24 protein-coding genes and 1 pseudogene are annotated in these 26,139 nt (G+C 32.0%); 3 read left to right on the top strand and 22 right to left on the bottom strand.

The window, feature by feature from the left end:
* Positions 1–39: 39 nt before the first annotated feature.
* From ACREVU_RS15465 to ACREVU_RS15455, 3 genes are all read right to left on the bottom strand, one after another.
* Positions 40–1,425: an ABC transporter substrate-binding protein gene (locus ACREVU_RS15465; protein WP_431552504.1), complete on the bottom strand. Its 1,386-nt coding sequence runs from the start codon at positions 1,423–1,425 to the stop codon at positions 40–42.
* 117 nt (positions 1,426–1,542) lie between these two features.
* Positions 1,543–3,147 (bottom strand): response regulator transcription factor, encoded by a 1,605-nt coding sequence (locus tag ACREVU_RS15460; protein WP_431552503.1) that lies wholly within the window; start codon positions 3,145–3,147, stop codon positions 1,543–1,545.
* A 2-nt stretch (positions 3,148–3,149) separates the two neighbouring features.
* Positions 3,150–4,946, bottom strand: coding sequence for a sensor histidine kinase (locus ACREVU_RS15455; RefSeq protein WP_431552502.1), 1,797 nt, complete (start codon positions 4,944–4,946; stop codon positions 3,150–3,152).
* 170 nt (positions 4,947–5,116) lie between these two features.
* Here ACREVU_RS15455 and ACREVU_RS15450 point away from each other — a divergent pair, with 170 nt between their 5' ends.
* The gene (locus tag ACREVU_RS15450) at positions 5,117–6,373 is read left to right on the top strand and encodes an HD-GYP domain-containing protein (RefSeq protein WP_431552501.1); all 1,257 of its coding nucleotides are present in this window, start codon (positions 5,117–5,119) and stop codon (positions 6,371–6,373) included.
* Here the strand turns inward: ACREVU_RS15450 and ACREVU_RS15445 are convergent.
* The 8 genes from ACREVU_RS15445 to ACREVU_RS15410 form a co-directional block, all read right to left on the bottom strand.
* Positions 6,276–6,710: a hypothetical protein gene (locus tag ACREVU_RS15445; RefSeq protein WP_431552500.1), complete on the bottom strand. Its 435-nt coding sequence runs from the start codon at positions 6,708–6,710 to the stop codon at positions 6,276–6,278. The genes ACREVU_RS15450 and ACREVU_RS15445 overlap by 98 nt on opposite strands.
* On the bottom strand, positions 6,703–6,924 hold the full coding sequence (locus ACREVU_RS15440) for a hypothetical protein (protein ID WP_431552499.1): 222 nt from the start codon (positions 6,922–6,924) through the stop codon (positions 6,703–6,705). The genes ACREVU_RS15445 and ACREVU_RS15440 overlap by 8 nt, the downstream gene beginning before the upstream one ends.
* A 192-nt stretch (positions 6,925–7,116) precedes the next feature.
* The gene (dgoD, locus tag ACREVU_RS15435) at positions 7,117–8,262 is read right to left on the bottom strand and encodes a galactonate dehydratase (RefSeq protein WP_431552498.1); all 1,146 of its coding nucleotides are present in this window, start codon (positions 8,260–8,262) and stop codon (positions 7,117–7,119) included.
* A gap of 30 nt (positions 8,263–8,292) precedes the next feature.
* Positions 8,293–9,666 (bottom strand): PTS galactitol transporter subunit IIC, encoded by a 1,374-nt coding sequence (locus ACREVU_RS15430; protein WP_431552497.1) that lies wholly within the window; start codon positions 9,664–9,666, stop codon positions 8,293–8,295.
* Positions 9,667–9,704: 38 nt separating this feature from the next.
* Positions 9,705–9,989, bottom strand: a complete 285-nt coding sequence (locus tag ACREVU_RS15425) for a PTS sugar transporter subunit IIB (RefSeq protein WP_431552496.1) — start codon at positions 9,987–9,989, stop codon at positions 9,705–9,707.
* 27 nt (positions 9,990–10,016) lie between these two features.
* Entirely contained in the window at positions 10,017–10,478 is a 462-nt protein-coding gene (locus ACREVU_RS15420; RefSeq protein WP_431552495.1) for a PTS sugar transporter subunit IIA, read from the bottom strand.
* Positions 10,479–10,499: 21 nt separating this feature from the next.
* Positions 10,500–11,126, bottom strand: a complete 627-nt coding sequence (locus ACREVU_RS15415; RefSeq protein WP_431552494.1) for a bifunctional 4-hydroxy-2-oxoglutarate aldolase/2-dehydro-3-deoxy-phosphogluconate aldolase — start codon at positions 11,124–11,126, stop codon at positions 10,500–10,502.
* A 45-nt stretch (positions 11,127–11,171) separates the two neighbouring features.
* Positions 11,172–13,361 carry a sigma 54-interacting transcriptional regulator gene (locus tag ACREVU_RS15410; protein ID WP_431552493.1) on the bottom strand — a complete coding sequence of 730 codons (2,190 nt, stop codon included), beginning with the start codon at positions 13,359–13,361 and terminating at the stop codon, positions 11,172–11,174.
* A 236-nt stretch (positions 13,362–13,597) separates the two neighbouring features.
* Between ACREVU_RS15410 and ACREVU_RS15405 the strand changes: the two are divergent.
* Positions 13,598–14,239 (top strand): annotated as a pseudogene (locus tag ACREVU_RS15405) (methyl-accepting chemotaxis protein); the annotation flags it as partial.
* A gap of 71 nt (positions 14,240–14,310) precedes the next feature.
* On the opposite strand, the gene ACREVU_RS15400 reads toward ACREVU_RS15405, so the two are convergent.
* From ACREVU_RS15400 to ACREVU_RS15350, 11 genes are all read right to left on the bottom strand, one after another.
* Positions 14,311–14,442, bottom strand: a complete 132-nt coding sequence (locus ACREVU_RS15400) for an AraC family transcriptional regulator (RefSeq protein ID WP_431552492.1) — start codon at positions 14,440–14,442, stop codon at positions 14,311–14,313.
* A gap of 82 nt (positions 14,443–14,524) precedes the next feature.
* Positions 14,525–15,343, bottom strand: a complete 819-nt coding sequence (gene surE, locus ACREVU_RS15395) for a 5'/3'-nucleotidase SurE (protein ID WP_431552491.1) — start codon at positions 15,341–15,343, stop codon at positions 14,525–14,527.
* A 125-nt stretch (positions 15,344–15,468) separates the two neighbouring features.
* On the bottom strand, positions 15,469–17,031 hold the full coding sequence (locus ACREVU_RS15390; RefSeq protein ID WP_431552490.1) for a BCCT family transporter: 1,563 nt from the start codon (positions 17,029–17,031) through the stop codon (positions 15,469–15,471).
* A gap of 57 nt (positions 17,032–17,088) precedes the next feature.
* A complete protein-coding gene (locus ACREVU_RS15385; RefSeq protein ID WP_431552489.1) occupies positions 17,089–17,337 on the bottom strand; it encodes a dehydroquinate synthase/iron-containing alcohol dehydrogenase family protein in 249 nt (82 codons plus the stop codon).
* A 65-nt stretch (positions 17,338–17,402) separates the two neighbouring features.
* Positions 17,403–17,615, bottom strand: coding sequence for a hypothetical protein (locus ACREVU_RS15380; protein WP_431552488.1), 213 nt, complete (start codon positions 17,613–17,615; stop codon positions 17,403–17,405).
* A 272-nt stretch (positions 17,616–17,887) separates the two neighbouring features.
* Positions 17,888–19,330, bottom strand: a complete 1,443-nt coding sequence (locus ACREVU_RS15375; RefSeq protein ID WP_431552487.1) for an FGGY-family carbohydrate kinase — start codon at positions 19,328–19,330, stop codon at positions 17,888–17,890.
* A 40-nt stretch (positions 19,331–19,370) separates the two neighbouring features.
* On the bottom strand, positions 19,371–20,147 hold the full coding sequence (locus tag ACREVU_RS15370) for an SDR family oxidoreductase (protein ID WP_431552486.1): 777 nt from the start codon (positions 20,145–20,147) through the stop codon (positions 19,371–19,373).
* Between the two features lie 11 nt (positions 20,148–20,158).
* Entirely contained in the window at positions 20,159–21,103 is a 945-nt protein-coding gene (locus tag ACREVU_RS15365; protein ID WP_431552485.1) for an electron transfer flavoprotein subunit alpha/FixB family protein, read from the bottom strand.
* A gap of 2 nt (positions 21,104–21,105) precedes the next feature.
* Complete coding sequence (locus ACREVU_RS15360; RefSeq protein ID WP_431552484.1) at positions 21,106–21,900, bottom strand: electron transfer flavoprotein subunit beta/FixA family protein; 795 nt, start codon at positions 21,898–21,900, stop codon at positions 21,106–21,108.
* Entirely contained in the window at positions 21,878–23,167 is a 1,290-nt protein-coding gene (locus tag ACREVU_RS15355) for an MFS transporter (protein WP_431552483.1), read from the bottom strand. Before ACREVU_RS15355 ends, ACREVU_RS15360 begins: the two co-directional genes overlap by 23 nt.
* 189 nt (positions 23,168–23,356) lie before the next feature.
* Positions 23,357–24,829 (bottom strand): FAD-binding oxidoreductase, encoded by a 1,473-nt coding sequence (locus tag ACREVU_RS15350; protein ID WP_431552482.1) that lies wholly within the window; start codon positions 24,827–24,829, stop codon positions 23,357–23,359.
* Positions 24,830–24,978: 149 nt separating this feature from the next.
* On the opposite strand from ACREVU_RS15350, the gene ACREVU_RS15345 reads away from it, so the two are divergent.
* The gene (locus ACREVU_RS15345) at positions 24,979–25,860 is read left to right on the top strand and encodes a MurR/RpiR family transcriptional regulator (protein WP_431552481.1); all 882 of its coding nucleotides are present in this window, start codon (positions 24,979–24,981) and stop codon (positions 25,858–25,860) included.
* Positions 25,861–26,139: the final 279 nt, after the last annotated feature.

Raw genomic sequence — 26,139 nt, 5'->3', positions numbered from 1 at the left:
TCTTTCCAGACCCAGGCACATTTAATTTATACTTAATATTTATTTACCAATTAGGGACGATGGATCAAAATTAGGTATTTTATAATCTTTTACTGCTTTTGATTTAATTCCTTGTACTAAAGCATCATTGTATTTTTTATTAAGAGGTCCTATCTCTTTGTCAAAGGTTGTACCACCTGTAATAATATTTGCAAATATATCATTAAAAGGACTTCCTTCAATTTTAAGAGCTCTTACATTAGGAATTGGTGGATAAATAGCATCATCTTTTGTTGGTAAGAAACCACTCATAGCTTTAACAGTTGATGGTTTTGACTTCGCCAATACTGTTGGAACCATAACTACACCTAAGCCCTTTTCATTGTAGCCCGTTTGCACTTCATCTGAGTAGAAAAATTTCATTACATCCCAAACCTGATCTTTATAATCTGTCTTACTACTCATAAACAACCATCTTAAACCGCTTATATAAGCTGGTGCTTTTACAGTTCCATCAATTGTAGGAACTGGAGCTGCTGCATAGTCCACTGTGGATTTAGGAGATAACGCATCATACCAAGATGGTTCCCATGCTCCTGACAAATACATTCCAATTTTCCCTTGCGAAAATTGTGTTCTCATTGGATCTACGTCAAGAGACTCGAAACCTGGGAACATAGAACCATCTTTAGCCATAGTAGCGAATGCTTGTACTATAGGTTTATATGGAGAAAAATCGAATTTACCAGTAGCATAATCATAATTTCTAAAACCACTCCTCATACCAATAACATTAATTGATCTCTCAATAGATGTTTGAGTATTCTTCATATTAATTGCAAAACCATATGCTTTGTCTGCTTTCCCTACTGCAGTTATCTTCTTAGCATCTGCAACCATTTCATTAACTGTTTTTGGTGGAGCGGCAATACCTGCTTTCTTAAATAAATCCTTATTATACATAAGTCTATAAGTTATGCCTGTATTAATTAGGCTGTAAATCTTTTTATCTACACCATTATCTCCTTCACTATATAGCTTTGTTCCATAACGTTCCTTCATCTCAGGAGTTAAATATTTGTCTAATGGCTCAATTTGACCCTTTGGAACATAATAACTTGCTATATCTTGACCTGTGAATATATCAGGCGCCTGGTTTGATTGATAAGCTAAATCAAGTGCTTGCCTGAAATTATTGGAACTTTGAACAACATAATCAATTGTAACTCCTTTCTTGTTTTCTTTATTGTACTTTGCAACCATGGCCTTCATATAGACTGAATCAGAATTTTGAAAAGTCCACCATGTTAGTTTTACCGGTGCTACTGTATCCTGGCTACTTTTATTCACTGCTTGACCATTTGATGTTCCACAACCTACAAGTAAAGTTGCTGTTATGCCAAAAGCTATTGCTTGTGTTAGAAACCGTATACACTTTCTTTTCATCTTAAAACCCCCCACTAATTATTTTCGGTAAGTTCAGTTTAATATAGATGACAAAAACGGACAATGCGAATATCTTCAAAAAAGGGAGAAAAACTTTAAAAGATTATATATCCTCTTTTAAAGTTTTCTATATTTCTCAACATATCCCTTAGGTGTTAGTCCCGTACATTTCTTAAATATTTCGCTAAAATACCTTCTATCTTTATAACCAACCTTTTCTGCTATCTCATAAACCTTGTCTCTCCCCGAAAGAAGGAGTAGTTTGGATTCCTCAACTCTTAGCCGTGTTACCCTATCAACAAAGTTTTCATTGTAATTTTCTTTAATAAGTGTTGATATATAGCTTGGACTTATAAATATATGCTTTGATATATTTTTTAAAGATATGTCCTCCATATAGTTTTCATTAATATAATCATTAATTAAATCTATATTTCTCTTCTTATTTGCTTTTTTTAAATTAAAAATGTAATTCGTTATTTCAGTTATTATTTTCTTTAATGTATCTTTAACTTCGCTTAATGTCTCAAGGTTATTTAATTTATTTACGTACTCCAACTCATCTCCTAAAATTTCTTTTATACTTATTTCTTCTACCATAAGCTCTTTTGAAATTGAAAATATAAATTCACTTATATAACTTTTTATTAGCTTTGGTGAATTGGAATTTTTGTTACGTATATCCTCAATAAAAGAATCAAAAATCTCCTCAACCCGCTCTACCGCTCCTATTTTTACATATCTTATAAGATTCTCTACGGTCTTATATGGGTATCTAAACATTATATCTCCACTTACATCTATATCATTAATACTAATAATACTATTTTTACCTATAGTAAATCTGTTTTCTACCGACTGTATAGCCTCCTTATAAGAAACCGAAATATCCTGAGGCCTCTCATAATGCCTTCCAATTCCAATAGAAACTGATAAGTGCAGATATTGGTTTATACTTCTCTTACACTTTTGTGCAATAGTGAAAATATCATTATCTATATCGTTCATTATAATAGCTATTGTAGAATTGTCAGTTTCAAATACAACATTCTTGCAGAACCACCCTATAATTTCCTCTAGTATGTTTGCAATACCAAACATTACCAAATCATAGTTTTCACCTAAGTCTAAAGAATAAACATTTTCATAATCATCAAGTGAAACAACCATCACCCTGAAATTTTCAACATCAATATCAACTTCCAAGTAACTCAGTTTTTCCCTCATTCTATCAATATCATTTCCCGCATCGGATACTAAATAAGTAAAGTACTTCTCTTTAACCAAATGCAGATTTTCTTTAACTCTTTGACTTAGTTCTATATTTTCACTAACCCTCATTTCTCCAATTAATATCTCTTCTTTTGCTCTAAGTACCGCTTCCGTGATGGTTTCAATGGTAGCAGGCTTTAACAGATATTCTTTCGCTCCCAGCCTCATAGCCTGTTGGGCATATATAAATTCACCATACCCACTTAGCAATATTATTTTGACGGTCTTATCAAACTCTATAACCTTTTTAGTCAATTGCAATCCATCCATAACTGGCATTTTTATATCTGTTATAATAATTTTGGGTTTAAGCTTTTTCACTAATTTTAATGCTTCTAATCCATTTGATGCGGTACCTATAACTTCAACACCAATTTCCCTCCAGTTACCTAATTTCTCGATACCCCTTATGATATCTTCCTTATCATCTACTACTATCATTCCATACATAACTATATTTCCTCCGTAGGTATTATTATTTCAACAGAAGTTTCTTTAAAAGGCTCACTTCTAAGATTAATACTACATTGTTCTCCATAATTTAACTTTAACCTCTGATATACATTTTTTAACGCATATCCCTCTGATTCAGTTACATTTTCTTGTAAAGATTTCTTAATAGCTTCAATATTCATTCCTCGCCCATTATCCTTAACCACTAAGATAATATTATTTTCCTTCACTTTCACATCTATAGTTATATTCCCCTTATAGCCAATACCATTAAATCCATGAAGCAACGAATTTTCCACAAATGGCTGAAGGATAATCTTTACGATATAGTATCTAGATATGTCACCTTCTATATTAATTTCATAATCAAATTTTCCTTTATACATATTACTTTCTAAATACAAATAATTTCTTACATGTTCAATCTCGCTTTCAACTTGAATTTTATCCTGTCCTTTGCTTAACCCAATTCTTAAGAGCTTAGACAATGAAATTATCATTTCACTTACCTCTTGATTTTCTCCTAGCTTAGACTTCCAATATATCGAATCTAAAGTATTATAAAGAAAATGAGGATTTATTTGTGCTTGAAGCGCTTTCATTTCTGATTTAGATTTTTGCTTTTGCTCTTCTTTAGTCTTTTCACGTTCAAGTCCAAGATCCTTTATAAGAGATTGTATCTCGTCTAGCATTCCATTAAAACTTTCTCCAAGTTGTCCTATTTCATCTGAATACTTATTTTTAAATCTGGAATCTAATTCCCCACTCTGAACTTTTAAAATAGTATTTCTCAATTTATAAATAGGTTTTGTTATAGTTGATGCTACAAGTATTGACATCATTCCTGCAAAACTTATAGTAAATAACCCAATTAATAAAACTGTTATCTGCAAACTATTCACATCTTTAAGTAGTTCTGATTCTGGTTGAACTATTATGATTTTCCATCCATTTATTGCTACACTGTCATAATTTACATAAAGCTTTTGGTTATTATGCTTATACTTAAAATACCCACTGCTATTATTTAATTTGTACAAAAAATTTTCATCTTTTAATAATGGTGCATAGCTCTTATCGTCAACAGACGTAACAACGCTTCCATCAGTATTAAGCAAAAATATACTTCCCTTATTATTTGAACTAATGTCTTCAAAGCTTGCTTTAACCGCATTTTCTTTTAAATTAAGCACCAGCACTGCCTTATCATACACACCATCTATTGTTGTACTTAATACAACTGGGATTAAGTTGGAATTGTTATCAAATATGGCATCCTGACAACCGGATTGCCAGGAAATAATGTGATTTGTTTGATAACCTTTATAAAGATTAGATTTAGTAAACTTAAACCCTATTCTTACCTTGTTATTATTCTCATGAAATACTCCCTTGGTAGTATATAGAAAAATTGAATCCACAAATGAGTCTTTTAATCTGGTTTGTTGAAATAAACTTTGCATAGTAGTTGATTCTATTGCATAGTTGTACTGTGGGTTCCATAATATATTATTTAATGACTGCTTAAAAGTTTGATCTTGAAAAATACCTTGAGTTAAGTTAATAATTTTAGTAAGTTTTTCATCATAATACTTTGCTAGCTGTACAGTTATCTCATGTGTTTCATTATAGCTTTTTTGTGACACTATATTCTTAGATTGTACGTACAGAAAGAATAATGTACTTGCTGTTGACACTGAAATCAATAATGTTGTAGCTAGAGCAATTTTATTCCTTAGTTTTAAATTTTTAAAACGCACTATATTCCTTTTTAAAAAAATTGATGCAATAGTCATTACACACCTCTTTTAATGATAATGTTTTCATTATACTACCATATTTGTGTATTTACTAAATATTTGACCAAATTCTATTTTTCTTGTAGTATTAATTGTAAATACTAATAATTTTATTATAATTTCAAAATAAAGGAGATGATTTTATTAAGAGTCAATTATCCGTAAACTTGAGTAATTTGCTATTATCTTTGTCAGAAGTAGGAGATTTAGCAAATCCCTTGGTTGCGCAACATCAACATAGAACAGCATTTATTGCACTTGAATTGTCGAAAGCAGCCAATTTAGGATCGGAAATTACAGAGAATATTTTTACTGCTGCATTATTACATGACATTGGTGCAATATCTGTGGAAGAGAAAATAGCTATTCATAATTTTAAGGATATAAATGAAAATATTCATACTATAAGAGGAGAATTATTATTAGAACAAATACCATGGTTAAGAAAAATTTCGAAGATAGTCAGAAACCATCATAGAAGTTGGAACGATTGGGATGATTGTATAGAAAACCCAATAGTTTTTTGTTCTCAAATCATTTTATTATCTGATTATGTTGAGAGATTAATAAATAGAAATAAATATATCTTACACCAAGTTAATGATATAGTAACAACAATAAAAAAATTATCAGGTACAGTTATACATAAAAATATAGTAACTTATTTTCTTGATTTATCTAAAAGAGAGGAATTTTGGTTAGATTTAACTTCTCCTAGCATATATTCATTGTTATTAATCAATGGGCAGTTTAAAAATATGCAAATAGACCTTGACGATGTATCATTAATATCCAATTTGTATCGAGATTTAATAGATTTCAAGTCTAGATTTACGGCTACTCATACATCTGGTGTATCAGAATGTGCAGTAAAATTATCTGAATTGTTTGGACTTGCAGAGTTAGATGTAAAGTCAATGAGGATAGCAGGGAATTTTCATGATATAGGTAAATTAATAATTCCAACCAGTATTCTTGAGAAACCGTCCAAATTAACAGTTGATGAATTTGCAATTATAAGATGTCATACTTATCACACATTTAGGACGTTAAATTCAATTGGTGGTTTGCAACGAATAGCTGAGTGGGCAGCTTATCATCATGAAAAATTAGATGGAAGTGGTTATCCATTTCATCTTACTGGTGAGGAAATTGGTACTGGTTCTAGAATAATGGCTGTTGCAGATATATTTACAGCCATATCCGAAGATAGACCTTATAGAAAAGGAATGGATAAAAATGAAATTTATACGGTTATAAAAGCACAAGCAAATGAAAATTTATTGGATAGACGGATTGTTGAATTACTATTCGACAACTATGAAGTTATAAATAAGCAAGTAAAAATAAGACAATCAAAAGCATTAAATTTTTATGAAACACGGTTTTTAACAATAATTCATGAGAACATTCAAACAGATTAATATTGAATCGCATTTTGTATGCTCTGCTTGAATTATGCAATAAACAAAGACCCCTGGAGGTAATCTGAGTTACTGCAATTTTAAGTTTTGGGATCCTTGCCTTTACTTTTTTAGAAAACCGATAAAAAGCTTTGCGTTCACAGTCTTGTTTATCAGCGCTAACATGCTTTCTTCTATTTCTTCCACTTTTATTTTCTCTAAAAGTCTGCTCAATGTATCTGTTTTTTTTCTTTCTATAATCTTGCCTTGAAATAATAATTCCTTTGGCTTCTAACTCTTTGTTTTTAATTTCTTTTTCCTGTTCCCTTTTTTTCTGTCGTTCCTCTGCTCTACTCATCAGGATTCACCGCCTTGTATGGTTGAAGTCCCTTAAGGCAATCTTTAAAATCCTTTTGGAGCGGATACATATATATAGCTTTGGGAGGTAATAACCTCTCCGCATTTTTGTCCATTTTGCCACGCCCTTTGGTATGACCTAGATATGTCCAGTTCAAAGCTTTATAACATGTACCAGCAAATTGAGAAGTATCTACAAAGGTTTCTAATAACACTGGCGAAGATTAATCAAACACAGCCTTGAATCTTACGAGCTTTTAAAACCTTCTCTAAATTATAAAGAGATGTATTTATATTAAATACACCTCTAAATAATGCCTTTATTTAGTTATCAACTACTAAAATCAACCCAATCGGAATAAAAGCAGTTCATTTACTATAAAATTGTATATGTTATAGTAATTTTTTTACCATTCAGCTACGGTACCATCATAATTTTTCCATTTTGGATTTGTCCATACAAGTCCTTCTAAATCAATCTTTTTAACAAGTTCCTCATCTATTTCTATTCCAAGCCCTGGTTTAGTTGGTACATCTACAAACCCATCTTTATATTCAAATATTTCTTTGTTTTTTACAAAATCCAGCAAATCAAATCCCTGATTATAATGTATTCCAAGACTTTGTTCCTGAATAAATACATTGGGTGTACATGCATCCATTTGAAGTGTTGCAGCTAATGCTATAGGACCATAGGGTGCATGTGGAGCCACAGCTACATCATATGCTTCTGCCATAGCTGCAATTTTCCTTCCTTCAAAAATTCCTCCAGTTAGTGCTAAATCAGGTTGAATTATATCTACAGCACCACTAGCAAGTATATTTTTAAACTGCCATCTTGTATACAATCTTTCACCTGTTGCTATAGGTATTGACGTATGTCTTGATATTTCAATTAAAGCTTCTTCATTTTCAGGAAGTACAGGTTCCTCTATAAACATAGGTCTATATTGTTCAATTTCTTTTGCTATCACCTTAGCCATACCCTTATGAACTCTTCCGTGAAAATCTACTCCTATTTCTAAATCATACCCAACTGCCTCTCTTATGGATGCAATTCTATCTACTACTGCATTAACTTTTTTATATGAATCAATATAGTGTAACTCTTCTGTGGCATTCATTTTTATTGCTTTAAATCCTTGATTTTTCCTCTCAATAGCTTGTTTTACTACATCTGATGGTCTATCTCCACCTATCCATGAATATATCATAATATTTTTTCTTGCTTTTCCTCCAAGAAACTCATAAATAGGCATATTATAAAACTTACCTTTTATATCCCAAAGTGCCATCTCTATACCTGATAGTACAGTCATATGAATAGGTCCACCTCTAAAGAATGAACGGTATAATACTTGCCAATGTTCTTCAATTCTCATAGGGTCTTTACCAATTAAATACTCACCTATTTCATAAGCTGCTGCCTCAACACTCTTGGTTTTAGTTCCTGAAATGAGTTCTCCCCATCCCACAATTCCCTCATCTGTACTTATCTTTAAAAAAATCCATCTTGGTTTTACTTTATATATCTTTAATTCAGTTATTTTCATAAGATTATCTCCTTTTCAATTTCTGGAATTTTAATTAAGTGTAGCCCCTTCTTCTAAAGGCACTGATTTCATTTTCTTTTCTTTTTTGTCCATGTAAATCCATATAGCAGCAAACCCAATTATGAAGAGTGGTACTGTAATTAGCAAATTTCCTATAAAAACTTCATAGATTATAAAACTTACAGTTAAACTTGTTCCTGCGAAAGTAGAAATTAATGCACCAGCGGCCATAGATAAATTGATACCGCTACTACTTGCAAGTCCTGTAAGTGCTTGTGATGTATTAGTTCCTGCAAGTAATATTGCAGACATTACTGCGATACCTATAACTAAACTTCTAAATAAATTTCCTCCAGTTAAAGCAACTACTAATGCTATTCTAAATGGTACAACAGCTAAGTCGGCAAATGGAAGCATATGATTTCCAGGTAGTATAAATGCAAGACCAATAGTTAATGGTATTAATATAAGTCCTGTAGTCATTACTTCAGCATTTCCTACTACTACAGCTGCATCTATTCCAATCAAGAACTTTCTGCCCTTGAACTTTTCTTTAGTCATTTTCTTTGCAGCTTCAGAAATTGGCATTAACCCTTCCATAAATAATGCGGTCATTTTAGGTAATAAAAGCATAACTGCAGCCATGTTTACAGCCAAAGTCAATATTTTAGTTATATCATATTTAGCAAGTAGCCCCATACCTCCACCTAGTATAAGTCCCATCATCATTGGTTCTCCAAATAATCCCAAATATTTCTTTGCTGATTTCATATCTATATGAATCTTATTTATAAATGGTATTCTATCCATCAACCAATTTAATGGTACTGCAATAATCAAAGAAGAAACTGCAGATAGTGTTGGAAGCGAAACTCCGTCCAGTTCAAAATACTTCTCAACGAGTGGCGCTGACCAATCAGATAATTTAAATGTAACTACCGCAGTAGTTAGTGTAGCTAACACCCCAAGTACTACACTCTTAGTAGTAAAGTATGTGAGTACACCTACAATTGCAAGATGATGATAATTCCATATATCTACATCCAATGTTTCAGTCTTCTTTAGAATCAACAATACAATGTTTATAGCTAATATTCCAAATATCAATATTGCAATAATTGGTGAACCCCATGTAATAGCAGCTATAGCTCCCCAGCCTACATCAAGCACATCTAAATGGATACCAAAGTTTTTTACCATTTGCTGAGCGGCTGGTCCTAAATTTGAAGATAATAAAGCAATAACCATTTTAATACCAGCAAATCCGATACCAATTGTTAAACCTGATTTAAAAGCCTTCGCTGGTTTTAATTTAAATATTAAACCTATGAAAAATATCATAAACGGTAACATAACGGTTGGACCTGCATCTAAAAGAATATGAAAAATTTTATAAAATATCATTTGTAGACCCCCTCTTAAATTCTAAAGAATAAAATTAATTAATTTTTGCACAAATTAATAATTTTTTCTATTGTCTCTTCTTCTCCTATACCAGTTAGCATTGACATAGCTCCTACAATTGGCACACTAATTTTTTCACTATTTTGTATTTTTCCTGTAGTTACTACAAAATCAAAATCATTTGCCCTAGAATCCAATTCCATTAATTTACATTGATCCACATAAACCTTAATGTTCTCGCTTTCACAAGCTTCCCTTATTTTTATTGCTACCACCGTTGATGTTGCTATTCCGTTTCCACAAGCTACTAATATTCTTTTCATGATAATAACCTCCTCTAAATTTTAAAATTACTGTAATAAAATAGGTTCCAATATTTTATATATTTCCTCTTTGCTACTTGCCTTTAAAATTGCCTGTTTTGCTTCCTGGTTTTTTATTAGTGTTACTACCTTTTGTAGCATTTCTATATGTCCATGCGGTTCATCTAATGCAAGCATTATAACTATGTTTACCGGTATAATATTCTCCGGTTCTTCCATAGAATGAAAATCTATGGTATTTTTTAATATTCCAATAGCTATTGCAGCCTTTTTAACTAATTTGTGATCAGCATGTGGTATCGCAATTTTAAGTCCTTCTGCAGGAATCGCTGTTGGATATTCTTCCTCTCTTTTCATTATTGCATCTTTAAAACCTTCTTTTACAAAACCTTCTTTATATAGAGAGTCTGCAAGGAATTCAAGTAACCCTTTACTAGAATCAAATTCTAAATCTCTATATATCAAATCTTCACCGAAAAATATTGACATAGCAAACCTCCTATTTTCTAATTATTTATAAAGTACAGCTTCAAAACTTTCTATACTTTTTTTTATATTTTCATAATTTCCTTTAAGTACATCTTCCTTACTAAAAATTCCTGAGCCTATACCTAAAAAATCTGCTCCATTAGCTAAGTATTCTAATGCATTTTTTGCATTTACACCTCCCACTGCCATAAGTTTTAACTCTCCCAGTGGAGCCTTAATATCTTTAAAATATTTTGGAGCTACAGTGTTTGCAGGAAATACTTTTACAATACCCGCTCCATTTTTAAAGCTTTTATAAATTTCTGATGGAGTAAAAGCACCAGGGACACTAATAACCTTATTTTTTTTGCAAATTTGCAGTTGCTCCTCTGAAAACATTATTGGAGATAATACAAATTTTACACCAATATTTATTACATCTATCAAATCCTCCTTAGTTAAAATTGTGCCAGCACCAATGAGTATTTTATCTCCAAACTCATCTACGATTTTTTTTAATATATCTTTTGCATTAGAATCTTTCAAAGCTATTTCTACTGATTTTATTCTACTGTTACTCAATATTTCAACAATATTTCTAGTTTGCTTATAATCATAACCTCTTAATATGACTGTAATTTTTGGAAAATCTTTAATATCAACATTCATCTAAGTCACCTCTTCTTATTATTATATAAGCAAGTGTCATGCCAACTACATGGTTACAATTGTGAATTTTGCTATGGCATTCATAATTTCTTCAGAGGTTTTTGCAGTTCTTATAGCCTTACGCCCATCTTCACTAGAAATAATCTTATATAAGTCATTAAAATATATTTTCGAATCTTCTTTTAGAGCAATCATAAATACTATATCTGCCTCATTATTTCCTTCCCAATCTATGGATTTTGATAATTTTGCTATTGCTATGGCAGGTTTTGTTACGTGGCTTGCCTCTCCATGTGGTATAGCTATACCATTCTTTAAAACTGTAGCCCCCATTGTCTCTCTTTTATAAACACTAAGCATAAATTCTTTATCTACATAACCTTGTATTTCTAATAATTCAACTAGTGCATCAATGGCATCACTTTTAGATTTTGCTTCTAAATCACATATAATTATATCCTGGTTTATTATATCCTTAAGTAAATTATCAGCTTTTGCTTCTATACTTTTAGACATCACCTTTGCAATTTTATATTCCAGTGGATATTCACGAATCACAGTTTTTAATTGCGGATTAATAATCATTTTGCCACTTTTTAACCTTTCATAGGTGGCGCTTAAATGAATAGCTAAAGAATAGTATAAATTTTCATGTAAGTTATTTAGACTGTCTTTTGCTATTTCAATAGCACTATAAGTTGCTGCTAATATTTTTTCTCCAACAATTTCTTTAAGATTTATTTTAGATATGCTAGTACAAGAGTTGACATCTTTAGCCGATCTTTTAATCTCCACTTCTACCTGTTTACCAATAATATTATTTATTTCCTCTTGTGTTAGGCCTTTCTTTTCAAGGTCGTTAAATCTTTCCTCTATAAATTGATAAATCTTATCTGTAAACACATATCTATCATCCCTATCCGTAGATACCACCGACCTATTAGGATTTACAATTAGACTATAATTTAAAAATCTATCTGCATCTTCTTCTTTTTTATCGACTATAAACAGTCCATTTCTTACATAATTCGGTAAATCACATACACCTATTTGAATAGTTGTATCTCTATTAATCCTTGAAGTTAAAAATCCTCGCGCGCATGCCACTTGTATATCACTTCTCAATTGACCAATGTTACCTGGGCAATCATATAACATCAATGCTCTTATTGCTTCTGGATCTATTTCAATTGTTTTACCAATTCTAAAACTCTCATCTAAATAAAATTCTTTTATTATTTCATACCTTTCTGAAAATGGTCTCTCATTAATAGCCGGTATCTCAATTACCATGGGTATTCTTCTTCTAAATGTAAGTAAAAGATATGATGCCGGATCCTCAGTTGTAGCCCCTATCAACATTATGTTTGCCTTTCTATTACTCTCCGTTTCTCCAAGTCTTCTATACATTCCCTTATCTAAAAGATAAAAAAGTATTTCTTGCCCTTTACTTGGAAGTCGGTGTACTTCATCTATAAACAATATTCCACCATCTGCTTTTTCTACTAACCCTTGCTTTGCAGAATCTGCTCCAGTAAAGGCCCCTTTAACGTGACCAAAAAGTTGAGATAAAAGCAATTGTGGATTATCTGCATAATCTGCACAATTAAAAACTATGAAAGGTGCATCTTTCTTAAAATTTCCTGATTTAGCAGCAAATTTGTACATCTCTCCTACAATATGACTTTTCCCAACTCCTGAAGGACCAAGGACCAGTGTATGAAGGCCATTGGGAGGGTATAATATAGCTGCCTTCGCTTGACTTATTTGAACTTTTAAACTTCCTTTGCTTCCGATAATATCATCAAAAGAGTATTTTTCTTTTGGTGATATTAGTTCATCTTTTTCAAAACTATTTTCCTTTTCATTAATACTTGAATTTTTATTTCCATTATTTTCAATTTTACAATTAGAAACTATTTTGATTTTATCTATTAGCTCCTGCTTTATTTTTGATGCCACATATCTGGACAGCTTATATCCCATTTCATTAAGTTGCTTAGTAAAACTTCTATCTGATACTTCTATGTCTGCCTTGATTATTTTTTCACCATCCACCAAAATAAATTGCTTTCTTCTTTCTCTTGAGTCTTGAATATTGTTTTTAAGTCTGATTTCTGTTACTTTTTCACGATTTGTTCCTATAATACTTGCTATTTTTTCATCTGAAAAAGGGTTTTTCTTATCTTCCCTTTCTAAAACCTCATTAATCTTATCTATTGAAATAATACTCACTAAAATCACCTCATATTTATTGTAGCAATATTTGTACCATAAAGTGGTTGTTTTTGTACCTTTTTTAAGTTTATCTAAGGATATATAATATTTAACACAAAAAAAAAAATAAAGAGTGGATTAACTGAAAGATAATAGTATTTGAAATGCTACATAAAAATACCGCCATCCTAGTACATTCTCTATAAATAGTTTTTAATAACAGTTTTTGCTTTGAAGAATGAAGTGCGGGTAGACAGAAAAGAGCATTTGAAATTTTCACAGTTACAAAATCTAAATTAGAAAAAGCAATTGAAAATTCAAAAGTAGTAAAACAAATAGACTTGCTTTTAGAGTCAATAATGCAGATTACTGCACAAACAAATTTACTTGCACTAAACGCAGCTATTGAAGCGGCTAGAGCAGGAGAACAAGGCAGAGGATTTGCCGTTGTTGCAGAATAAGTTAGGAAACTTGCGGAACAATCAAAGGACACAGCCGTACAAATTCAAAAAATAACTGGAAAGGTAACAGAATCTGTAGAAGATTTATCAAATAGTTCTAATGCATTATTGGAGTTTATGTCTACTGATGTGGAAAATGACTATAAAGCTATGCTTGAGGTAGCTGATAAATATAGTGAGGATGCGGATTTTGTTGATAGTCTTGTAACAGAGTTTAGTGCAACATCAGAAGAATTATTAGCCTCCATGAAAGATGTGTTTAGTACAATTGAAGGAGTGGCTCAGGCATCAAGTGAGGGCGCCGGAGGAACTACAGATATAGTAAATAGAGTCTTAGAGGTGAAAAATAAATCAGGAGAGATTGCAGAGCAATCAATAATGCTTAAAGAAAGTTCAGATAAATTGAAAGATGTAGTTGCTGTATTTAAAATTTAATAATATTAAGGGTATTTTTAAGAATGCTGCTGATATATAACAATTTTTAATGGAAGCCATAATGGCTTCCATTAAATTTTAAGACTTTTTTTATACTCTGAAGGAGTTAAACCAGTGATGCTCTTAAATAGTTTTGTAAAATATCTAGAGCTATGATATCCATAATAAGCAAGCCGGTTAGTGTAGAATTTACACTTTACCAACTTTCATTTTTACGAGATTCTAGTGAAGAATAGTGATTGAGAACCATTATTATTTCTACTTTACTTAATTATTATTGTTAGATTATGTGTTTTTATATTTCCAATCTGTGTTTACAGACAAATTCCATGTAAGAGGTGTAATAGAAATTACTTTATCAACGTAAATTGCATACACATCACTATTTTTAGCTATTTTATCAATATCTACATCCAATTGAGATTTCAATATATAGCTCATATTATAATCTCTTATTTCTGGTTTTTTAAACGTTGAATAATTACTTCTAGCTTGCTTTGTAATTCTAATATCTGTATTTACAGTTGCTCCCTCTGGAACATTAATATTTAAAATGCTAACCTGATCCAAAAATCCATTTTTCAATACTTCAGTGGCTATATCCTTAAGTGTTTTTTTCGAAACTTCCCAATCCATTTCCTTATAATCGCTATTATGCTGTATCCTTAAATCCACCTCTTTAGAAACAGCAATAGAAGGTATATTATAACTATCTGCTTCATAAGCCGCTCCCACAGTTCCACTACAACTAATAGAAAGCCCCAAATTTTCTCCATAGTTTATACCGCTGATACATAAATCCGGTTTTTTGTATGCTAACTCTAATACACCATGAGATACTGCTTGAGCTGGCGAACCATGCACACCATAAGCTTCTATTTCAAATCCATTTACCATTATTTTGACTTTTTCTATAATTCCAACATCGTTACTCTTTGGAAATGATCGCCCCATACTGGTTTGTTGAGATATTGGAGCAACTATAAGTAAATTCCCCAAGTCTTGCACAGCTTCTACAGCTGCACATAAACCTGGAGAGTATACACCATCATCATTTGTAATTAATATTAAAGGTTTTCTTTTTTGGGTCTTTTCATTTATCAAATTTACACCTCTTTATCTAATGTAAAATAATGAATGCACTGTCAAATAAGCAAAACGGATATTTGTCAGTCATTCATTATTTTTTTCTAGTTTTTCATTACCCTAAGACGATTTTATTCATTAATTTAGTCTTCAAACTTATTCTTATCCTTTTGTGAATAAATATCAAATTTTCTTGGATTTTTCATAATATATGATAAAGAAATTATACTCATAATTCCTAAGAACAGAGCTGGGAATCCGCCTAAGTATGAAAGCATTTTAATACCATCAATACCCAATGTTGATATAAAAATTAAAGACACAGCACCAACTATTACTCCCCATATTACTTTAATAGATAAAGGTGCTTCTTGTTTTCCATCTGTAATTCCACTTGTACAAATACTTGCCATTGCATTTGTAGTTGAATCTGTGGCTGTTATAAAAGAAATAAATACTGCTATTAAATAAATTGCTATTAATAGTTTTGAAAATGGTAAATTATCTAGCACAGCATACCCTGCTGCAGCAGATCCTTGTTCATTCATAATCTTAAGTATATCTACCTTACCTGTCATTTGAAAATTAATTGCTGTACCTCCCAAAACTGTCATCCAAATTGCACTGAATACACTAGGAATTATAAAATTCATAGTAATTACTTCTTTAACTGTGTATCCATAGGAAATTCTAGCTAAAAACACTGCAGTTACTGGTGCCCAAGCCATCCAATTGGACCAATAAAATGTTGTCCAACCACTCGCCCATGTATCTGATGCTGCTGCTCCTGTAAATAACGCTTTACCAAAGAAATTTGTTAAAAATCCGCCAAAAGCCTCAGTTCCTAGACTAAACATATATACTGTAGGTCCAAGCAATATTATGGCCCCAATAATTATATAATATATGTATACATTTATATCTGATAATATCTTAATTCCTTTAAAAAGACCAGTACCTGAAGAAATTATAAATGCAATAGTCCCAAATAATGTTATGATTATCCATAGCCCTTTCCCATTATTAAAGCCAAATAAAGCATTAATTCCACCGCCCATATTCATAACTGCGGTACCAAATGATGCAGAAATAGCTGCTGCAACTGAAAATAAAATAACTGCATCTATAATAGTATCAAATTTATGTTGATCACGATTCCCAAGGATAGGTGATATTTCTGATCCAACGCTAAATGATCTTTTCATATTATAATATGCAAAGGCAAATACAATTGTTGGAACCGCATAAATTGCATAAGGAACAAATGTCCAATGAAGAAATAAGGTTTCCATAGCAAATTTAGCTGCTTCAGGAGACATTGGCTTAATCCCCAAAGAAGTTGGTGGATATGCCAAATGCCAAATTGGCTCAGCTGTCCCCCAAAATAAGATACCTGCTGCAATAGTAGTACATAGAGTTACTGAAAACCATGACTTCTTATTAAGCAATGGTTGTGCATTAGGTCCTCCAACTTTAACATTTGCTAGCGGCGAAAAATAAGCAGCAATAATAACCAAAACGCATGCTATTCCTGCTAAACTAAATATCCATCCACATTGAATTGTCATAAAATTTTTAGCCATAGTAGTAACCTTTAAAAAAGCATCATAATTAACAAAATTTAAAACAATAGCTATTACAAGCAATATAAATGCTGGAAAAAACACAATAGGTTTAATACTTTTAAATCCTAATTTATTTTTCATAATAACCTCCCATAAATTATTTCAACAGTATTATTGCTATGAAAAAGCAAACTCCTATTATGGAGTCACTTCACTTTTGTACTTTTTTCCTAATGCATTTGCCATCTTTATTGCATCAAACAACATCGATTCATATAGAAAGGATGGCTCTGACAATATTTGATCTAATGAATTCTTAGCAATTATACTTATTTTTTCATCTAAATCCTCTATTCCTATTTCTGCTAAAGTAATCGGCAATCCTATGCTTAAACAAAATTTAATAACTTCTTCAATCAATTCTAGAGATTTATTCTCAAGTACCAATTAACAAATTGTACCAAATTCAACTTTTTCTCCATGAAAATAAGTATTTGATTCTGGCAATTCTGTTATTCCAGTGTGTATCCCATGAGCTGTTGCGTGAAATCACGTTTATCTGGATACAAATATTCACCATAATTCATATAGGCTTGTTTCGTCAATCTCACTTCTGTTGATTCATCAATACCTTCCGGAAAGTTAACATTCAATATACGTACGTTTTGTGGCATTCCATATTTGATAATATTATCCACCATTTTTCTAATATGGTATTTTTCCATCTCCCAATCAATGGTTTTAAAATCATTGGATTTTTGTTCATTAAAAGGAATTGCTATAGTGACTCAGCTAGAGCGTGTAATCCTAGCGAATCTATACCATCATCATTTGTGATTAATATTAAAAGTTTTCTTTTTTGGGTCTTTTCATTTATCAAATTTACACCTCTTTATCTAATGCAAAATAATGAATGCACCGACAAATAACCAAAAGGCTATTTGCTAGTCATTCATTATTTTTTACTCATTTTTCATTGCAAGTCAATTTAAAGTCTTTATAACCTCTCTTCAAAAATCTTATGTGATTTCTTTAAAAGTTCATCAGTGCAATCTGTGATATGCTTATAAACATTTTCGTTCATCTCTTTGTAAATCTTTACATTTTCATCAATTGGCATAAAAGTGTCTCTACGTTTCACCATATGCTCAATTGCTTCTTCCCTTTCCTTATAAACGCCAAGTGCCAATGCTGTGCATATTGCAGCACCCATGCTAGCAGACCCATTTACCACATTTCTGTGAGCCGGTACGCCAAAGACATCAGCAAATATTTGCATAAAGAGTTCTCCATTTGATCCACCACCGCTAACAACAATATTAGATATCTCTATACCTCGTTCTTCACACATAGCCTCAGCATGATTCTTCATTGTAAATGCGATACCTTCAAGCATGGAACGGAACATATGTTGACCCTTATGCTTACCGTTAAACCCAATTATCATGCCACGCTGATGTAACTTATCAGGACAAGCTAGCCAGTTAAGCACTGTATAAAGACCATCACATCCGGCTGGAACCTCCGCTCCTAAAACATTAAGATACCCTTCTGGTGACATACCTCTCTTTTCAGCTTCATTAACAATATCACTACCTAAAAGATCCTTTATCCATGTAACAGTTGCCATACCTCGGCGTATACCGCTACTTTCATAAAGCCAATCTCCTTTGGTAGCTCCTGGATTACTCCAGTAGTTCACTGTACTTGGATTATTTTCTTCTCCAACCATCATTGAAGTAATATAAGTACCTAAGGACACTAACACTGTCCCATCATTTACAAGACCTGCACCTAGCCCTTCAACTGCTTTGTCATTTGCCGTTGACACCACTTGTAACCCTTCTGGTATACCTGTTGCCATGCTAGCTTGAGCTGTAATTTTTCCCATAATCGACGAAGGATCAACAAGATCAAAGAGCATTTCTCTTGGTGTATTAAATTCATCAAACTTTTCTTGATCTTCAAACCATTCCAAAGTCATTGGATCTATTGGCCAAGGCCCTACATAGTTAGACCTTGTATCCTTGGTCTCGCCAGTTAGTCTATAAGTAAGATAACCTGTTGTAGTCGTAACATACTTCACATTATCATCATCATGTTCGTAAGGTCTTGATAATCTGAGGTCCATCCAGCTTTGTACAGGCGATGCCAAATCACCATTTTCTTTAACCAGTACGCGGCAACATCTAATGGAGCCAAGTCCAACTCCTATAATGTCTCTTTTGTCACCGTGAAATTTTTTGAACATTTCATCACAGGCCAGCTTCAAGCTATCCCACAAGTCATCACCAGGATGTTCTGCCTTACCGTTTTCACCTAGTTCAATTTCTCGAAGCTTTATGGTATGAGCGCAAACCTCTGTTCCTAATGTATCAAAAATGGCTACCTTTGTACTTTGTGTTCCACCATCAATTGCTATAATATACTTATCTATCATACGCTTCCTCCTATGCCAGGTTATTATTTACTTTATGCTACTATCTCAATAAGTAACCACCATCAACTGCTAAAACATGACCATTTACAAATTGAGAAGCCTTACTTGCAAGGAATACTGTTGATCCCATTAAATCATGAACATCTCCCCATCTGCCCTCAGGTGTATGGTCCATAATCCTTTTATTTCTTTCTGGATCATTCATTGAAAATTCTGCAGCTTTAGTTTTAAAATAGCCTGGTGCAATACCATTAACTTGAATATTATATTGTGCTAATTCATCAGCATATGTTCTTGTTAAACCAGCGATACCTGCCTTTGAAGCAGTATAAGCTGGTGACCATTGTCCACCGAGGAAAGAGAACATTGAACAAATGTTAATAATTTTACCGCTCTTTTGTGGAATCATATATTGTATAGCTTCATGAGTCATTTCAAATGCTGCTGTAAGATTAATAGCTATCATTGGATCCCATTCTTTTCTACCAAACTCTAGTACTGGTTTAATTAAACAGATTCCTGCACAGTTTACTAAAATATCCACTGAGCCTAATGTTTCAACACATTTATCAATTATTGCCTTAGGAACCCCTGGTTTTGTTATGTCACCTTCCATATATACCGCTTTTACACCTTCTGCTTCGATTATTTTATTAAATTCTGCGTCATCCGGCATAACACTTGGCATAAATATATTTGCTCCTGCTTTTGCCAGTGATAGAGAAAATGCTTGACCCAGGCCAGTGTTACCACCAGTCACAATTGCATTTTTACCTTCTAAAGAAAAATAATCCATTTGAAAATCTGTAATATTCATTTTTATTCCCCCTAAATTCTATTTTTATTTATTTTTTCTACTAACTTATCAATAAACTCTATGGCATCTCCTTCAACAACAATATCTGCCAAACTACAAATAGGCGCATCCTTATTTATATTTACTGAAATTATATTTTCAACATTTTTTAATCCTTCAATATGTTGAAGTGATCCATAAATGCCTAATGCAATGTATAATTTGGGACTCACAGTTTTTCCTGATTGCCCTACTTGAATACTTCGCGAAGCAATACCACTATCAACGATGCTTCTACTAGCAGACACCATCCCATTCAATTCATGGGCTAATAAATCTAGATGTCCAAAATCTTCTATTACACCCCCTCCACCAGAAACCAAAACTTCACTTTCTCTTATATCTTTTACACTTTCTTTTTCTATTGTTTCAATTAATCTAATTTTGCTTGGCTGCACGCTAGTTGGTTTAAAGTATATTTTTTCTGTTTTCTTGGAAGAATCTGTGGTATAGACAAATACATTTGGTCGTACACTCATCATAGTGGTCTTACAATTCTTGTTAACAATACCAGCGTAAATTTTACCACTAAATGCCGGTCTTACCATCTCTACTCCACCATTATTATGCTCAATGGCTGTAACATCTGCAACTAGGCCCACTTTAAGTCTCATTGATAGTCTCGGTGCAAGCATCCTACCTAAGTAGGTAGCCGGAATTAGTATGCTATCAAAATCATAAATATGATGTAATTCTTCTATGCAATTTGTTATGTTTTGAATATCATAATTCTTTATCTCTTCATTTTGAATGTTAATTAGATAATCAAATTTCCCATCAATTACAACCTCATCATGATTAAAACAAATAGCATAGGTTTCATATTCACTATCTTTATACATCTGATTTACTACTTCTAATAAATCTATGGAATTCTGAAAATCTTCTTCATCAAAGTAGATTAAACTTCTTTTCATAATCAAACAAATCCTTTATCTTTTAAAAATTTATACACCACTTCAATTCCTTCTTCATCGTTACGCACAACCACTTTTTCTTTCTTATCAAGCTTCCTTACAAAGGTTCTATTTACTTTCGTTAATGACCCCTGGATGCCAACTTCATCTTGAAGAAACTCCAATTGTTCATTTGTAATTGCTGATATCCTATCTCGTACATTAAGCTCTAAATCCTTGTATTTTACATAAGGTAATTTATATTTACTCTCTTTTCCTATACTTAGAACACTTGGAAGTGCCATCTCGTATTTTGAGAAGGTTTTTTCACAGTCAACCATAACTATCACACTGTCCTTTTCTAAACTCTCCTCATAAACCTTCACAATATTAGATATCTGGCTAATTTGTAATATTTCAGCAAGTTGCGCCGGGATATGGGCAGTATCACCATCCAAGGAATGACTTCCAGTAAGAATAAAATCATATTCCTCTTCTCTTAAATACTTGGCTATAATTCTACTAGTTACATAAGTATCACTACCCACATAAAATTTATCAGATATAAGTGTAGCACTATCAACACCCAGTCTCAGCAAATCCTCTATAAGAGGAATAGTGCTTTGTGGAGCCATACTGACTATCTCAACATAAGTGTCTGAATTTTTTTCTTTTATTTTTAGAGCAAAAGCTAAGGCACAGGCATCCTCTGGATTAAGGATTAACTTTACATTCTCTCTAACCAGCACATTCTTTTCATAATCATAGGTAAAGTTATCCACATCAGGAATGAATTTAACTAGACAAATTATTTTCAACTTTAACTTTCTCCTTTTTATTAAGGGTAGTAAACACTGTTACTAATACTATACCAATACTGCCCATTATTGCACTTGCTATGAAGTATGCATTATATCCACCTTTGTCTCCAAATGTCTTAAATAACGCACTATTAAATATTGGCAATATAATATCTGGCAAGTATCCAACTAAAGATATTAATCCTATTGCTGCTCCCATTATCTTGTCGTCAATTTTTGCGTCACCAAGTAATGACCAATAAGTACCACGAATGGCATATAAGAATATTCCTCCAAGTACAATTAACACATAGAACGTATTCTTACTTAAACTGGTTGGCAATAGCGCTATCAAGAGAAGACATACTACCGCACCTAAAAGTGCACAAGTAAGAGTTTTTTCTTTTCCAAACTTGTCTGCTAAAAATCCCCCGATTATTCCACCTATAGGTCTCATCCAAAGAACAATTAACATAATAGTTGCTACACTTACTGCATCAACACCAACGTTAGTTTGTAGGAATCCTCCAAGGTAATAAACTGTCCAATATACTGCATAGGACATGAATATAATTCCACCCATTATAAAAACATATTTATTCTTAAATACCCATGCAAAATCTGATAACTTAACCTTTTGTTTAGGAGCTACACCATCGCCTGCTTGGTAGCCAGCCTTCTTATCATCTTCAACAAAGATTGTAACAAGTATACCAACCACAAATACCACTATTGAGTACATATATATAATTGATACTATAGCTGACCTCTTATCTACTAAATCTGTACTTCCTCCCATTACCTTAGTGAAAATATAAAGTGCAAGACTTGCAAGTAGTGCTTCTACTACACCACGTCCACCATCAAGTATTCCGAAAAACCTACCTTCTTCTTCTTTCCTCGCAAGTAATTTAACAATCTTCATATGAGCACTCCAAAATGTAAATACGGAGAATACACCCCATATACCGTAAATAACAACTACATTGCTGTAACTAGGAATTTGAGCAAACCAGAAGCCAGCTACTGCTGTTCCAATAAGTGAAATAGACAATAACCACTTGGCAGAAAACTTATCACTTAATAAGCCACTTGGAAAATAACCAACTACCCATACAATTCCAAGTACAGAATAAATAGAATTTAATTGAGGTAATGTCATATTGAAAACCTGTAAAAGAGTTTCCTGATAATTTGTCTTTAAATAAATGATAGGAAATATTGCTCCTGCCGCTAAAACAATTAGCATAAATTGAAAATACCTTTTGAATTTTTTATTAAACATGCATTTGCCCCCCTCAATAATTTGTTTTTATTTTAAAGTGTTTTTTAGGCACACTTTAAGTTTTGTAATCCTTTTCTTGTGGCATAACATTAACCTAGTAATTTACTCTTAAGCCTATGAAAGTAGTTTGTTTTTATAAATAGTATTTGCGCAAATAGCGCAAATACTATTTAACTATAAAATTAGTTGTTATTTTTGATATTTAATACCTTCTTCTTGTGGGTAAATAGTTCCAAAGTTCATTATGCCATTTGGATCAAAAGCTTCTTTTAATTTTTCTAACATATAATATGCTGAGCCATGCTCTGCTTTTGTCCATTCATTACGAAACTTGCCAATTCCGTGGTGGTGGCACATAGACCCTCCAAGTTTTAATGTTTCCTCTACAATAATTGTCTGTATTGGATGGTGGTATATTCTCATTTCATCTTCTGGTGCACAATTGATATTATAATTATAAACAAAGTACATATTAGCTCCGTTTATGTAACTATGAGATGAATGTCCACCGAGCATTGTCAAATCGTTTGGACGCTTAAATTCAGTTTTAATCCTTTTTAAAACGCTATCATATATTTTAGGAAGCATCTCCCAGTTAGCTGAAATTTCAGTTGTATATCCATCATGCTTATCATTATCAATCATTCCTTGGAACTCATCATCAATATCTTGCTGCGACCAGTTCAAATGATTAAACCAATCTTCTATAAGTTTGCTATCAACTTTTTCAATAATGCTATCCTTGAATTTTTCAGTAGCATCTTCAATTCCAGTACAAACAGCATTTACCATTTCTTTATTTCCTTCAGCCATAAATATTAATACACATTTACCTTTGTAAAAGTGATAGAAATGTTGTCTTGCATCTTCCTCCGAATATGTTCGAGCAACCGATGGACGATACCCATTAACCATAACTTCTCTTAATACTTTAATTCCAGATTCAACATCTTTTACAAGGTATCCATAAAACTTATTGTTCTCCGGGAAAAATTTAAATATTTTAACCGTAACTTCTGTAATATAGCATAATGTTCCTTCATTGCCAATAATAATGTGCCTTATATCAGGACCTCCAGCACGACGTGAAACATTCTTAATTCTTGAAATATGTCCATCTGGGAAAACACATTCTAGTCCTACTACCATATCTTCAATTCCACCATACAAAGTTGAGAATTGTCCAATACTTCTTGTTGCTACCAGGCCACCATACTCCGCAACTGGTTTAGATTGTGGAGAATGTCCTGTTGTACACCCTACTTTTCTAAGTTCATCTTCAATTAATTGTAGAGGAACACCTGCTTGTACCGTTGCTTGCATATTATATTCATCAATTTTAATAATCTTATTCAGGTACTTACCATCTATTACAAGTGTTAGTTCCTTCCAGTTTTCTAGACCACCTTCTGTGGCAGTCTTACCACTTCTTGGAATTACATTAATATTGTTTTCATTGCAATACATTAAAAGCGATCTGACCTCATCCACAGACTTTGGAAACACAATTGCAGTAGGCATTGGTACATCTAATACTTTTTTAGCTTTTGCATATTTTTTATAGCGATCTGCAGATGCATCATACAAATCATCATAATTTGTATTGATTTGCTCTTCTAATAAAATACTTTTTAAATCTTCTAATATTTTTTCCTTATTCATATACATTGCCTCCTTAATTTCTAATTCATTCTGTCTACAACAATATAATACTATAATCAGAATTGTATGTCAACATTTTTATGGAAAATTATTCGGTTTATCTTGTATTTTTCTTTTTAAGTGGAAAACTTTCCACATTATATTGAATATTGTTATTTAAAGACTTTACTAACACTTTCACTAGTGTTACAATCAAAACACAAGTAGTTATTAAATTACTTAGTAAGAAAAGGGGTATATTTAGATTATCTGATAATGATTATCTAATAGTGATTATGATAAATATTGACTTTAATAAATTGAATCCACTAGAAAAAAAGATTAATGAAACTCTTATTACACTCTCAAAAACTGATACCAATATTACAATAACAAAAGCAGCTCAGGCTTGTGATTGCTCTATGTCTAAGATTTCTAAATTTGTAAAAAAACTTGGATTTAACAATTATAAGCAATATATGGATTTTTTATATGGTAAGAGCATTCCTGAAAACAAATCTTCAATAGAGCTGCAGCGAATTAAAAATTTTATAGACGATTTTGATATATCTTTGGTTGATGAATTTATTGAACTTATAAATTCTTATAAAAAGATTATTCTTTTTGGTTATGGCCCTTCTTTTATTTGTACCCAATATTTTGAATACAAATTGCGGATCAACACAAATAAGTTTGTTATTGCTGTACCTGATGAGATCTCTGCGGAAAGTTTAATTGATGATAAAAGTCTACTTGTTATTTTTTCTACAACAGGTAAATTCAAGTCTTTCGAACGAATTAACAGCCTTGCAAAAGAAAAAGGCTGTCAAGTTTTATTGATTGTTGAAGAATACAATGCGTCCTTACTAACTAATTATAATAAGGTTTTTTGGATGTCAAAATTCCTTCAACCAGATAATTTTAAGCCCTATGAAAAATCAAGAATCGTTTTTTTTATTTTCATAGAGGAAGTTATTAGACATATAATTTTTAATAATCGTCAAGAGATTCTTGAACAAAAACAAATAAATACTGAACAAGAAGATATATAGTATAAAACAGAAGGTCACTATTGGATTGAAACTCAATAGTGACCTTCTGTTTTATACTAGTAAAGAATGTTGAATTTGATATTTGAAGTTTACCTAATACAGCTTATGTAGATCCTAAGAAAAAGTGTGGCACAACTCCTGGTATTATTAAACAAAGACCCCCGGCAGGCTGTGCGAAAACCTATAAAAAACTATTAATAATCTGTCAATTTTGGTATAATTAATCTATATTATACCAAAGGAGAAGGATAAATTATGAACTATATTTTGGGAACAGAT

It is taken from the genome of Clostridium sp., from assembly GCF_050717535.1.
In the GTDB taxonomy this organism is placed as follows: Bacteria; Bacillota; Clostridia; order Clostridiales; family Clostridiaceae; genus Clostridium_AD.
The sequence above is the reverse complement of the archived record's forward strand: the minus strand, read 5'-3'. Positions and strand labels throughout refer to the sequence as shown.